Source organism: Proteus sp. MB838, from assembly GCF_054767435.1.
The window spans coordinates 54,827-67,473 of sequence record NZ_BAABMO010000023.1 but is presented as its reverse complement, the minus strand read 5'-3'; the positions used below and the strand labels follow the sequence as shown (position 1 = coordinate 67,473).

General features: G+C 38.2%; 14 protein-coding genes and 2 tRNA genes. 10 read left to right on the top strand and 6 right to left on the bottom strand.

The genetic code is table 11. The features are described from left to right. The coding region (locus tag ACYUCW_RS11485; protein ID WP_196543402.1) for a transposase at positions 1–100 on the top strand (100 nt) is incomplete at its 5' end. A 151-nt stretch (positions 101–251) separates the two neighbouring features. Here the strand turns inward: ACYUCW_RS11485 and ACYUCW_RS11480 are convergent. Then, positions 252–590 carry a Grx4 family monothiol glutaredoxin gene (locus ACYUCW_RS11480; protein WP_004243134.1) on the bottom strand — a complete coding sequence of 113 codons (339 nt, stop codon included), beginning with the start codon at positions 588–590 and terminating at the stop codon, positions 252–254. A 315-nt stretch (positions 591–905) separates the two neighbouring features. Then, entirely contained in the window at positions 906–1,439 is a 534-nt protein-coding gene (locus ACYUCW_RS11475) for a dihydrofolate reductase family protein (RefSeq protein ID WP_004248161.1), read from the bottom strand. Between the two features lie 98 nt (positions 1,440–1,537). Between ACYUCW_RS11475 and ACYUCW_RS11470 the strand changes: the two genes are divergently transcribed. After that, positions 1,538–2,104 carry a TetR/AcrR family transcriptional regulator gene (locus ACYUCW_RS11470; protein WP_004250993.1) on the top strand — a complete coding sequence of 189 codons (567 nt, stop codon included), beginning with the start codon at positions 1,538–1,540 and terminating at the stop codon, positions 2,102–2,104. Positions 2,105–2,254: 150 nt separating this feature from the next. Here the strand turns inward: ACYUCW_RS11470 and ACYUCW_RS11465 are convergent, their stop codons facing one another. Then, positions 2,255–2,590 (bottom strand): hypothetical protein, encoded by a 336-nt coding sequence (locus ACYUCW_RS11465; RefSeq protein ID WP_004243137.1) that lies wholly within the window; start codon positions 2,588–2,590, stop codon positions 2,255–2,257. 296 nt (positions 2,591–2,886) lie between these two features. On the opposite strand from ACYUCW_RS11465, the gene ACYUCW_RS11460 reads away from it, so the two are divergent. Both ACYUCW_RS11460 and sodB read left to right on the top strand, forming a co-directional pair. Continuing rightward, complete coding sequence (locus ACYUCW_RS11460; RefSeq protein WP_004243138.1) at positions 2,887–3,702, top strand: sulfite exporter TauE/SafE family protein; 816 nt, start codon at positions 2,887–2,889, stop codon at positions 3,700–3,702. Between the two features lie 239 nt (positions 3,703–3,941). After that, the gene (gene sodB / locus ACYUCW_RS11455; RefSeq protein WP_004243139.1) at positions 3,942–4,520 is read left to right on the top strand and encodes a superoxide dismutase [Fe]; all 579 of its coding nucleotides are present in this window, start codon (positions 3,942–3,944) and stop codon (positions 4,518–4,520) included. 134 nt (positions 4,521–4,654) lie between these two features. Here sodB and cydH read toward each other — a convergent pair whose 3' ends face one another. Continuing rightward, positions 4,655–4,738 (bottom strand): cytochrome bd-I oxidase subunit CydH, encoded by an 84-nt coding sequence (gene cydH / locus ACYUCW_RS11450; RefSeq protein WP_096043109.1) that lies wholly within the window; start codon positions 4,736–4,738, stop codon positions 4,655–4,657. Positions 4,739–5,006: 268 nt separating this feature from the next. On the opposite strand from cydH, the gene purR reads away from it, so the two are divergent. Next, a complete protein-coding gene (gene purR / locus ACYUCW_RS11445; RefSeq protein ID WP_004243141.1) occupies positions 5,007–6,032 on the top strand; it encodes an HTH-type transcriptional repressor PurR in 1,026 nt (341 codons plus the stop codon). A gap of 9 nt (positions 6,033–6,041) precedes the next feature. Here purR and punR read toward each other — a convergent pair whose 3' ends face one another. After that, entirely contained in the window at positions 6,042–6,944 is a 903-nt protein-coding gene (gene punR, locus ACYUCW_RS11440; protein ID WP_460408627.1) for a DNA-binding transcriptional activator PunR, read from the bottom strand. Between the two features lie 119 nt (positions 6,945–7,063). Between punR and punC the strand changes: the two genes are divergently transcribed. Both punC and cfa read left to right on the top strand, forming a co-directional pair. Next, complete coding sequence (gene punC / locus ACYUCW_RS11435; RefSeq protein ID WP_004248166.1) at positions 7,064–8,281, top strand: purine nucleoside transporter PunC; 1,218 nt, start codon at positions 7,064–7,066, stop codon at positions 8,279–8,281. 302 nt (positions 8,282–8,583) lie between these two features. Then, positions 8,584–9,738, top strand: coding sequence for a cyclopropane fatty acyl phospholipid synthase (cfa, locus tag ACYUCW_RS11430; protein ID WP_004243144.1), 1,155 nt, complete (start codon positions 8,584–8,586; stop codon positions 9,736–9,738). Between the two features lie 89 nt (positions 9,739–9,827). Here the strand turns inward: cfa and ACYUCW_RS11425 are convergent, their stop codons facing one another. Next, on the bottom strand, positions 9,828–10,484 hold the full coding sequence (locus tag ACYUCW_RS11425; protein ID WP_004243145.1) for a riboflavin synthase: 657 nt from the start codon (positions 10,482–10,484) through the stop codon (positions 9,828–9,830). A gap of 303 nt (positions 10,485–10,787) precedes the next feature. Between ACYUCW_RS11425 and ACYUCW_RS11420 the strand changes: the two genes are divergently transcribed. The 3 genes from ACYUCW_RS11420 to ACYUCW_RS11410 all read left to right on the top strand — a co-directional run bounded on the left by ACYUCW_RS11420 (position 10,788) and on the right by ACYUCW_RS11410 (position 12,501). Next, entirely contained in the window at positions 10,788–12,161 is a 1,374-nt protein-coding gene (locus tag ACYUCW_RS11420) for an MATE family efflux transporter (RefSeq protein ID WP_460408625.1), read from the top strand. 158 nt (positions 12,162–12,319) lie between these two features. Then, positions 12,320–12,396: transfer RNA gene (locus ACYUCW_RS11415), tRNA-Val, on the top strand. 28 nt (positions 12,397–12,424) lie between these two features. Continuing rightward, a tRNA-Val gene (locus ACYUCW_RS11410) sits at positions 12,425–12,501 on the top strand. Positions 12,502–12,647 lie beyond the last annotated feature (146 nt).

Below are 12,647 nucleotides of genomic sequence, written 5' to 3'. Positions count from 1 at the left end.
GGGGGTTCTTTGGTCGCCGAGTTATTTCGCGGGGAGTTGTGGTGGCGCACCAATATCCATTATCCGCCAGTACATTGAGCAACAGGAAACATCTAGTTAGTTAAAAAACCGCGCCTTATATCCCCGACCTGAAGGACGGGGTTTTACGGTGCTTTGGATAAAACGACAAAAAAGAAGCCAGTGCAAATAATGTACTGGCCTCTTTTTTTAATTACGGTCAATTTAAATCATGGTGAAAAACGCAATGGGGATTATGCTTCTTCTTCACCACGGTATTTATCTGCAGTCTCTTTTAATAACTTCTGCAATTCACCGCGCTGATACATTTCTAAGATAATGTCACAACCACCGACTAATTCGCCATCCACCCATAATTGTGGGAAAGTTGGCCAATGAGCATATTTTGGTAGCTCTGCACGAATATCAGGGTTTTGCAAAATATCGACATAAGCAAAACGCTCACCACAAGCAGAAATCGCTTGAACGGCTTGTGCAGAAAACCCACAGCTTGGTAATTTTGGTGATCCTTTCATGTATAACAGGATGGGATTTTCTTTGATTTGGCGTTCAATTTTTTCGATAGTCGTCATTTATTAAGTCCTTACAACCTTTTTATATTCAGTATGTTTTATATTGAGGAAAACATGAAAGAAGAATACCACTTTATATAAGAAAGCTCTATATAAGTTTAGTTATGTATCTAAATCAATAAATTACGGATAAATCACCCTATAATTGATGAGAAAACATACGACAAGGCATGACGATCTGGGGACAAATAAAATAAGATTAATGTTGGCTTAGCGAAAAACGCCGTAAACCCTCGCCCAATGTGAAGTACCCCCATAAAAAGCACCTAAATAAACGTATAAAAGCACAACACTATTTCCTAGAAGGAATAAATATTATTTATCACGTAAATAAGTGGTTTGGACTAGATTTTCTAGTAATACTTCATTTTTAATCACCTTGAAATTTAATGGCTGTTTTAGTTCGCCAAATAAAGGTGTTCCACCGCCAAGTAAGATCGGAAAGCGGGTGATAATCATTTGATCTATTAAATCTTCATTTAGAAAACTTTGAACTGTCACACCGCCATCAATATAAAGTTCATTAAATCCCTTAGCATTCAATTCGGTAATAATATCTTGCAATTCACCTTTAACTAAAAATACTTTTCCGTTATAACCATTTGGAACAGTTGTCATAGAATTACTCAGTACAAACACGGGCTTTGTGTAAGGCCAATCACAATTAAAACTCAGTATCGTGTCTAGCGTATTACGTCCCATAACTAACGCATCAATTTTCTCCATTAAAGTGATAAAACCTGTATCAATATTATCTGGATTTGGTATTGAATATAACCAATCGAGCTTGCCTTGCCTATCTGCAATATAACCATCTAAGCTAGTTGCAATAAATACAATATTTGCCATAAATATCTCATCAAATTCTTTGTAATTGAATAAATCCAAACTATTACTTACAATAATTCTACAGCATAGAATTATTGTAAGCTTATTGGAGTTATTAGATGAATGTCAATGAAAAAAAACGAGGAAGACCCGCAAGAGCACATTCACAGCTAAGCGCTGATGCTATTTTAAACAAAGCCAAGATTTTGATGCAAAACGACGGAAAAGTGCCTAGTATCCGATCGTTAGCAACACAATTAAATGTAGATCCCATGGCAATCTACCACTACTTCAAAAATAAAAATTCACTGCTAGAGACACTAGCTACGTCACTTACAGAAGAGATCTATATTCCTCAAGCATATTCTGACTGGAAAGAAGAATTAAAATATTTATGTGTCAGTTACGTTGAAATATTATGTAAATATAAAGGATTACTGAATATTATACTGACTATGTCATTACAAGGTCCTGCTCAAATATTTGCCAAACGATATAAAATTATCATCTCGCCTTTAGCTCTTCCTAAAAAAGTCGAAGAAGATAGCCTAAATTTAATCGCTGATTATTTGCACGGTTTTACTATTTCAATCAGTTGTAATCCAGACAAAGGTATTATTAAAAATGAAATGATGTATGGTCCATTAGAGCTAATCTGTCATTCATTAGGAATGACCAAAATGTAACGACAAGATGCCAATATTCACATATAGCGCAATGATTACAGTAAAGGACACCAGATAATGTTTTAGTCGACGGATATCTGATGTCCCTGATCACACAAATTTTTAACGTCAATATCAATATCTCGTTAAATTGAATATTGATAAATTTCGTTATTTAATAGGCTTAACAATAATATCCCAACCTGTAGTACCTGAAGCGTGATAATAATAACCGGCTTTTAATTGCTCTGGTTTTTTACTTGGCCCTTCAGCAACTAAAGTAGATTTCGTTGAGTTATTATCAATACGAATTACACCACCGCGAATACGATCTAATTCATTACCATTGAACAAGGTAATTTGTGGTGAGAAATGCGCATCACTTAAATCAATATGAATAAAAGTGTGCCCTGCATCATAAGCGGCTTTTAATTCTTTATCCGTAATTTCTTTACCATTCTCAAAGGGTAAGTCAAAAAATGCTTTTGGATCAATTTTAGCAGTCATAAATACTCCTTTTTATGAATAAACATCAATCATTAGTTCAATTTAAATTATAGATCATAATTAAACATTCTGATAAATATCCTGCTCACGCTTTGCAAGGCACATACAAATTAATTATATATTCAATAGGTTAATTTACCCATTTTTTATTTTTCTTTTATTCAACAGAGATAAAACAATAAGTAAAATTAACTAATTATTTATATATATAAAAATGAGATGTTATTTCTCATAGGGATCTGCCATTATCATGGACTCGTCAAAACTCGCATATTTAAACTTATGAGTATTTAGTAATGGAAATGATTTTACTGTTTCTGATTGTGGGATGTATAACTGGATTTTTTGCCGGATTGTTAGGAATTGGTGGTGGAGCCATTATTGTTCCTATTGTGATGTATGTTGTTAGCCAACAAGCTATCCCTGCAGATATGGTAATGAAAATCGCCCTCTCAACCTCTTTTTCTGTCATTATATTTTCTACCGCCTCTTCTGCTTATTCGCATAATAAACATAAAGCGATTTTATGGTCACAATTTCCGCTCCTCGCTGTAGGCACTCTTCTCGGTATGCTAGTTGGGACATTCCTAGTACAAAAACTCTCAAATACCCTATTGCAAATTATCTTTTGTATTTTTATGGCCTATACCATATATGGATTACTGACCAAGAAAAAAGAAGCTGAACGTGTTGAGAATGCCCAAGATCCGGTGGTTTCAAAACCAGCACTAACAACCGGTGGTAGCTTAGTGGGTTTTATTTCAAGTTTTATTGGTATAGCGGGTGGCACCATAACAATACCGCTATTAAGCCACTGGGGGTTTAACACCCGTAAATGTATTGCAACATCATCAATGCTGGGTGTGATTATCGCCACTATTGGGACTGTTATGGGGATCGTTTATGGTTGGCAACAAACTGAATTAGCAGACTATTATTTAGGTTTTGTCTATCTACCTGCTTTTATTGGTATTAGTATTACCAGTATACTTACAGCCCCTATCGGCGTAAAAGTTGCCTATAAACTACCTATTGCCAGAGTACGCCAAATATTTGCCCTATTCTTATTAATCGTCATGACTAAAATGTTATATACCCTGATATTGGGATAGTGTTTTAACACTTTACCTCTATCTTAGTGAGAGATACTCTTATCAATATAACTAATCTATATGTTCTATACTAATAGATAAAAGATATTTAGCTGTTATTTCAATGAATTTTTGTTAAAATAATTAGCAAAATAGTAACAACTTAGTGAGTTCATTTGCCTCATTTTATCAATTCAGTTGAATTAGATGGAATGGTTTAAGGCACAAAACCCGAAAATGATAGGATAAAGGAGTACGCAATGTCTTTCGAATTACCAAAATTACCTTATGCGTTAGATGCTCTTGAGCCACATATCTCTAAAGAAACATTAGAATACCACTACGGCAAACACCACCAAACTTACGTAACCAACTTAAATAACTTGGTTAAAGGTACTGATTTAGAAAATAAATCTTTAGAAGAGCTCATCAAAACTACTGAAGGTGGTATTTTCAATAATGCCGCTCAAGTTTGGAACCATACATTCTACTGGAATTGCTTAGCACCAAACGCAGGCGGTGCACCAACAGGTAAAATTGCAGAAGCAATCAATAAAGCGTTTGGCTCTTTTGAAGAGTTCAAAAAACAATTTAATGATGCAGCTGCAAAAAACTTTGGTTCAGGTTGGACTTGGTTAGTGAAAAAAGCAGATGGCTCATTAGCTATTGTTAATACATCTAACGCTGCAACACCTGTTTCTGGCGAAGATAAACCACTGTTAACTGTTGACGTCTGGGAGCACGCTTACTACATCGACTATCGTAATGCACGTGTGAAATACTTAGAAGAGTTCTGGGCACTGGTTAACTGGTCATTTGTTGAAGCAAATCTTGCTTAATTGACTGTTTCAGAGATGGGAAAACCATTTTTGATAATCTAATAACAAAGGGCCTAGTGCCCTTTGTTATATTGATATATTTGATTGCTCACTTTGGATAGCTAAAATTTAAGCAAATAATTAGCAATTAACAATCAAAACAATAAACTTGCATATATTACGATCATAACCAGTGCTGCTACTGCGGTACTTAAACCAAATTTCAGATCCGTATCCATCTATTTCTCCCTCAAAATGATTATAATACTCAGATTAAACCATAATCTTGTCATGGTTAATTATTATTACATATCAAGTTTTGCTAAAATAGCGACTAGAGCACAATTTATAACATTGATTAATACTTTCACTTTTGAGCTAGATCATACAAAATTCACAGCTAATCGCTAAATTATTGCCAGTGTTTGCCCTATATATGACTATACTGGCAGTTAAACCATAAAATGAATTAAAAGAGACCAATGAAGGTCAGGAGTTTTCCACACCATGGCAACAATAAAAGACGTGGCAAAACGCGCAGGCGTATCAACCACGACTGTTTCTCATGTGATCAACAAAACTCGTTTTGTTGCTGAGAACACAAGAGCGGCAGTTTGGGCTGCGATAAAAGAATTAAATTATTCGCCGAGTGCTGTCGCACGTAGTTTAAAAGTCAATCACACTAAATCCATTGGTTTATTAGCCACGTCCAGTGAAGCACCTTACTTTGCTGAAGTGATTGAAGCTGTTGAAAATAGTTGTTATAGCAAAGGCTACACGCTAATTTTATGTAATTCACATAATAATCTTGATAAACAAAAAGCTTATTTAGCTATGTTGGCACAAAAACGTGTTGATGGTTTATTAGTCATGTGTTCAGAATATCCCGATCATCTTCTTTCTCTCTTAGAAGGTTATCGTAATATTCCGATGGTCGTCATGGACTGGGGAAAAGCCCGCGGTGACTTTACTGATACCATTATTGATAACGCATTCCATGGTGGCTATATAGCCGGTCGTTATCTTATTGAACGAGGTCATCGTGATATTGGTATTATCCCCGGCCCTCTAGAGCGAAATACCGGAGGCGGTCGTTTACAGGGCTTTTTAAAAGCCATGGAAGAAGCGAAAATTACGGTAAAAGAAGAGTGGATTGTACAAGGTGACTTTGAACCTGAATCTGGTTACAAAGCCATGACCCAAATGCTCAATCAAAAACAACGCCCTACTGCCGTATTTTGTGGCGGTGATGTTATGGCTATGGGAGCAATATGTGCAGCTGATGAGTTAGGATTACGTGTTCCTGCCGATATTTCCATTGTCGGCTACGACAATATCCGTAATGCACGCTATTTCACACCAGCTTTAACCACGGTTCACCAGCCGAAAGAGCGTTTAGGACAAATGGCTTTTTCCATGTTACTCGACCGTATTGTGAATAAACGCGAGGATGCACAAACTATCGAAGTACACCCGCGTCTAGTAGAACGTCGCTCTGTTGCCGATGGTCCATTTATTGATTATCGCCGCTGATCCCCTTCATTAACGAAGCCATTCCTCATTTAAGGTTTGGCTATCGCCTAGATAATCTAATAGCCAAGTTAATGCCGGCGATTCGCTTTTATCAACCCATGTTAGACAGCACGGACTGTCTGGCAAGGGTTGTACTAAGGTAAGGGTAACCAACTTACCTTGTTCGATTAATGGCTCCGCTCGGTGCCAAGGCACCATACCAACACATAATCCTGCTAATAAACACTCAAGCCCCATATCCCATGAAGGCACTATCATTCGGCGCTGATTATTTAATGCCCAAGTATCTCGTTTTGGTAAACTACGTGAGGTATCTTCTAAACATAAACTAGGATAAGGCCGTAACTCATCATCGGTTAAAGGATGTGCCGCGCTTGCAAGAGGATGATCAGCATGACACACACATCGCCACGGCATAAAGCCCATATCTTTAAAACTATAACGTTCACCAATAGGTGAAGCTCTGGTGGCACCAATAGCCAAATCAACACGCCCGTTCACTAATGAATCCCAGACACCGTTAAAAACTTCAGGATAAACATAGAGTTCGATATCAGGAAAATGGCGATAAAAGTCCAGAATAAGTTGCTGTGTTCTAGCCGGTTTGACAATACCATCCACGGCAATGCTAAACTGCCCCCGCCAGCCATTTGAGACTTGCTGGCACATATGACGAGTGTCATTCATTTTTTTGATAACAGAACGGGCTTCTTTAATAAAGATCTTACCCGCATCGGTTAATTCAACATCACGATGCCGGCGTTCAAACAAAGGAACGGCAAGCCATTCTTCTAATTGTCTCACGGTGTAACTCACCGCGGAGGGTACTCTGTGCAATTCTTGAGCGGCTGAGCTAAAACTCCCCGTTCTAGCGACAGCATCAACGACCTCTAGCGAGTATTCTGACCACATAATATGTATTCCTTTGAATTTTTTTCACAGCATTAACCAAATATTCCCGTTTCACAAGTAAAATCACTCTTAGCTACAATATATAAAATGTTTTACATCACATAACATAGAAAATTAAAATGACTTTAAAGAATTCCACACAATCAAAAACACCTTCTCTCTTTATGGTGTATCTCGCCTGCCTTAGTATGCTGGGCTATTTAGCTATCGATATGTATCTGCCTGCATTTGGTATGATGCAACGCGAATTATCAATCAGTGAAGGCGCAGTCAGTAACAGCTTAAGTATCTTTCTATTTGGCTTTGCTGTCGCTCAACTACTTTGGGGGCCACTCTCAGACAAATTGGGGCGTAAGCCTATTTTACTTATTGGGCTAAGTTTCTTCTCCCTAGGTTGTCTAGGTATGCTTTGGGTAGACAGTGCTGCCGGTTTACTAACCATGCGCTTCTTACAAGCCTTTGGCGTCTGCTCTGCAGCCGTTATTTGGCAAGCACTAGTGATAGACCGTTTTGATGAGTCTCGCGCTCAACACGTTTTCGCATCAATTATGCCATTGGTCGCCCTTTCCCCAGCCTTAGCGCCACTAATTGGTGCTTTTCTGTTAAACCACGGTGGCTGGCGCATGATCTTTATGTTGCTGATGGCAATTACTCTTGTATTAATGCTACCCACATTGATGCTAAAAAATATTAAACAAAAATCAGTTATTGATGCAGGCCCATCTACAGTATCATTTTTAACTTTGCTTAAGTCACCTATCTATGCTGGTAACGTATTAGTTTACGCGTCCTGTAGTGCGGGTTTCTTTGCTTGGTTAGCAGGCTCTCCGATTATCCTTGAGAAGATGGGTTATTCACCACAAGATATCGGCTTAAGCTATATTCCACAAACCATCGCATTTATGGTAGGTGGTTATGGTTGTCGCATTCTATTATCAAAAATGTCGGGTAAAACACTGTTACCTTTATTGTTAATTGGCTACGCAGTGAGCATGACAGCGTTGTTCTTAGTCGCCAAATATACACACCCAACATTAACAACAATTTTAATTCCATTTTGTATTATGGCTGTGATGAACGGTGCTTCTTATCCCATTGCTGTCTCTAATGCGCTATCAGCCTACCCTGAAGTGAGTGGTAAAGCCGCCGCATTGCAAAATGCGCTACAATTAGGTCTATGTAGTTTAGCAAGCTTTATTGTCTCAGCCTTTATTAGCCAACAGCCATTAATTAATACCACAGCGATTATGGCACTCACGGCTATTCCAATGGCGCTGGGTTACTTTATTCAACGTAATAAATCCGTTAGCAAACACACAGTTCAGGCGACAGAATAACGCCATACCCTGTTTTTAGGAAAATTCTTAAAAAAGGCCATTTATATAAAATGGCCTTTTTATTTTCTAGAGAAAACCTATTTACATCTCTATACTTGTTCAAACGCTTAAGCGTTTTATTCATTTTTCTTTCGGATTTTGAGGCATTAAACAGATAATTTGCTGATTATGTCAGATTAGTTCTCTTAATAATTTTATTCATTCAATCTGTGTTGAATTCAATATTGTTTTAACTCTACCAATCTGCATTATCCTTTCTTGCTTCATGCCTCAAAACCCGCTTAGTTTACGCCGGAGAGTATATGAGTACATCTTGTGTAGAAGAAGGCCGAAAGACCTCCAATGATCCTTATCAACGGATCGCATCAGAGCTGCTCGCTCAAGCAGACATTCATATCAATGGTTCTGAACCTTATGATATCCAAGTGCATAATAAAGATTTTTATAAAAGAGTATTACAACAAGGCTCATTAGGTCTCGGTGAAAGCTATATGGATGGTTGGTGGGACTGCGAACGTCTTGATATATTCTTTCATAAAGTTTTACGAGCAGGTCTTGAAAATAAATTGCCAAGTAACTGGCGCGATATTTTAAAAATAGCCATGGCACGCATTTTTAATTTACAAACACAAAAAAGAGCGTGGATGGTGGGTAAAGAGCATTACGATTTAGGTAACGACCTCTTTACCGCAATGTTAGATCCTTATATGCAATATTCCTGTGGATATTGGAAGGATGCGGATAGCTTAGAAGTTGCTCAACAGCACAAACTCGACCTTATTTGCCGTAAGTTAGAGCTAAAACCAGGTATGACATTGCTCGATATTGGCTGTGGCTGGGGTGGTCTTGCTGCTTATGCTGCCAAAAACTATGGCGTTTCTGTTACAGGGGTGACCATCTCAGTTGAACAACAGAAATTAGCACAAGAGCGCTGTAAAGGTCTTGATGTCAATATCATCTTAGAAGATTACCGTGACTTAAACGAGCAGTTCGACCGTATCGTTTCTGTTGGTATGTTCGAGCATGTTGGCCCGAAAAACTATGCCACTTACTTTGATGTCGCTCGCCGTAATATCAAAGAAGATGGACTATTTTTATTACATACCATTGGTTCTAATCACAATAAAGTTAATGTCGATAGTTGGATAAGTAAATATATTTTCCCTAACGGTTGTTTGCCGTCTATTCAAAAAACCGCTGAGGCAATGGAAAATAAATTTGTTATGGAAGATTGGCATAATTTTGGTGCCGATTATGACAAAACCTTAATGGCATGGTATGAGCGTTTTTTAGCTAGCTGGCCTGAAATTGAATCTAACTATACACCTCGTTTTAAACGCATGTTTAGCTACTACTTGAATGCTTGTGCGGGTGCTTTCCGCGCCAGAGATATTCAGTTATGGCAAATTATGTTAAGCCCGAAAGGTAGAATAGGTGGATTACGCACACCTCGCTGATTTTTAGCTATCAATAGAGGTAAAAATCCCGTTTTCCATAGACTGAAAAACGGGATTTTTTAATTCTAGTCGTCTGATAACAGACTATATTATTTTTCGTTTTCTTCTTCGTGTGTTGCTTGAAGCTTAACCGTTAATGCTTGTTGCGCCATAACACGCTCTACGGTATCAACAATCGCCTGAGTTTGTGGATCTAACTCAATATTAACTTTATCCCCCAAACGCTTACGACCTAACGTCGTTCTATCGCGAGTCTCAGGGATCAGATGGACACAGAAACGATTATTAACCACATCACCAATAGTTAAACTAATACCATCAATGCCAATAAAACCTTTATGCAAAATATACTTCATCAATGTCTGATCAAAAATACGAAACCAGATCTGTAAGTTATTTTCTGAAGTAATAATTTTCGCAATTTCAGCCGTAGTGACAATATGACCAGACATCACATGACCACCAATTTCATCGCCATATTTGGCCGCTCGTTCAATATTAACTTCTGAACCAACCGTTAACTCGCCCAAATTAGTTAAGCGCAGCGTCTCTTTCACTAAATCGAAACTAATTTTATTGCCATCGATTTTTGTGACGGTTAGGCAACAACCATTGTTAGCGATCGAAGCTCCTGTTTCTAAGTTATTGACTAACTCGGAAGGTAATTCAATGATATGGGTACGGAAATCACCTTTATCTTCAATGGCAATAACACGTCCTTTTCCCTGAACAATACCTGTAAACATCTCACATCTCCTTGGACTGATAAGCGAGTTTATCTTAATTAATTTAGTGTAATCAGGATAACATAAGTGATATTACACAAAGGGATCATTATTGCCTTCTCCCCTTATGATGTTTGCCATCAAATATAACGTAAAACCACTTATTTACTTATCAAAATTCTGTGGTTGAAAAACGTCATATCTTTCATTGATAATTAAACATTTATCATTAGAATATGTTTGCTTAAGGATTATTTTACGCCATATTAACATGTGACGTTCTTTCCTCCCTTCCGTCTTATTATAATGAATAAAGGTGTATGCGTGCAGAAGTATATAAAAGAAGCGCGTAGCTTACTTGCTCTTGGTATCCCTGTTATCATCGCTCAATTCTCCCAAACTGCTATGGGAGTAGTTGATACCGTGATGGCAGGTGCTGTCAATGCCACAGAAATGTCTGCGGTTGCTGTAGGTACGTCGATTTGGTTGCCAACGATTTTATTAGGTCAAGGTATATTAATGGCATTGACCCCCATCGTTGCACAATTAAATGGTTCAGGACAACGAAAGCATATTGCTAATCGTACACAGCAAGGTTTTTGGCTTGCCACTTTTTTATCCATCATGGTCATTGCCATTCTTTATAACAGCCATTTTATTATTGAAGCGCAACATGATATCGAGCCTGAGCTTGCAGAAAAAGCCATTGGATTTATTCATGCCATTATGTGGGGGGCTCCTGGTTGTCTCTATTATCAAGTGCTGAGAAGCCAATGTGAGGGATTATCAAAAACAAAACCAGGCATGATCATCGGCTTTATTGGATTATTAATTAACATTCCTGTCAACTACGCCTTTATTTACGGTAAATTTGGTGCCCCACAATTAGGTGGGATTGGTTGTGGTGTGGCAACCGCCTCTGTTTTTTGGGCGATGTTCTTAATGATGCGCTACTATGTGCGTCGAGCACCAACACAACGGGATGTTATGCCCAAAAAACGCCTAGTGTTACCTGAATTCCACACAATAAAGCGTATTACATTGTTAGGGTTACCTGTAGGGCTAGCACTATTTTTTGAAGTAACACTGTTTGCTGTTGTGGCATTATTAGTTTCACCATTAGGTGTAACGGCTGTTGCAAGTCACCAGATAGCCCTTAATTTTAGCTCATTAATGTTTATGCTCCCTCTTTCCTTGGGAATAGCTGCAACAATTCGTGTGGGTTATAACCTTGGGCAACGTTCTACAGAGCAAGCTCGTACTTCAGCCATTACAGCCCTTGCTGTCGGATTAATGCTGGCAAGTTGTACCGCTATTTTCTCTATTATTTTTAGAGAAAAAATTGCTTTAATGTATAACGATAATATTGAAGTGGTGACATTAGCCTCTCATCTTATGTTATTCGCCGCACTTTATCAGTTGTCAGATTCCGTACAGGTTATTGGTTCAGGGGTATTACGGGGTTATAAAGATACTCGCTCTATCTTTTTTATTACCTTTATCGCTTATTGGGTAATTGGTTTGCCTTCCGGATATCTCTTGGGACGAACGGATTATATTGTTGAAGCAATGGGGCCTGCGGGGTTCTGGATTGGTTTTATTTTAGGTTTAACCGCTTCTGCAATTATGATGGGAACACGTATTTGGTGGATCCAGCGTCAATCTGATGATGTTGTCTTATTACGCTCGGAGCGTTAATACTTCCATTAAAGCGTTATTTTTTGGCAAAGGAATGACACAAATATCAACAAATAGCTTTAAATACGAGCAGTTGAATACAAATTTGTGTTTTTCCTCTTGCCAGAAGCAAATCATCTCGCTAATATTCGTCTCCGTTGTCACCCAGAATAAAGAATGCGTCCATAGCTCAGTTGGTTAGAGCACCACCTTGACATGGTGGGGGTCGGTGGTTCGAGTCCACTTGGACGCACCATTTACTCTGAACAACATTTCAATACAGTGCGTCCATAGCTCAGTTGGTTAGAGCACCACCTTGACATGGTGGGGGTCGGTGGTTCGAGTCCACTTGGACGCACCATTTCTCTTTCTTAATTCTTGTTATATTTCGTGTTACCTCCCCTACACCACAACAAAATGATTACGCAAAATTTAATTGCGCAACAAAACGCTTAAAAAACAAGCAATCAGAGCCCTATTTTGATCACATCACTTAAATTTACCTTT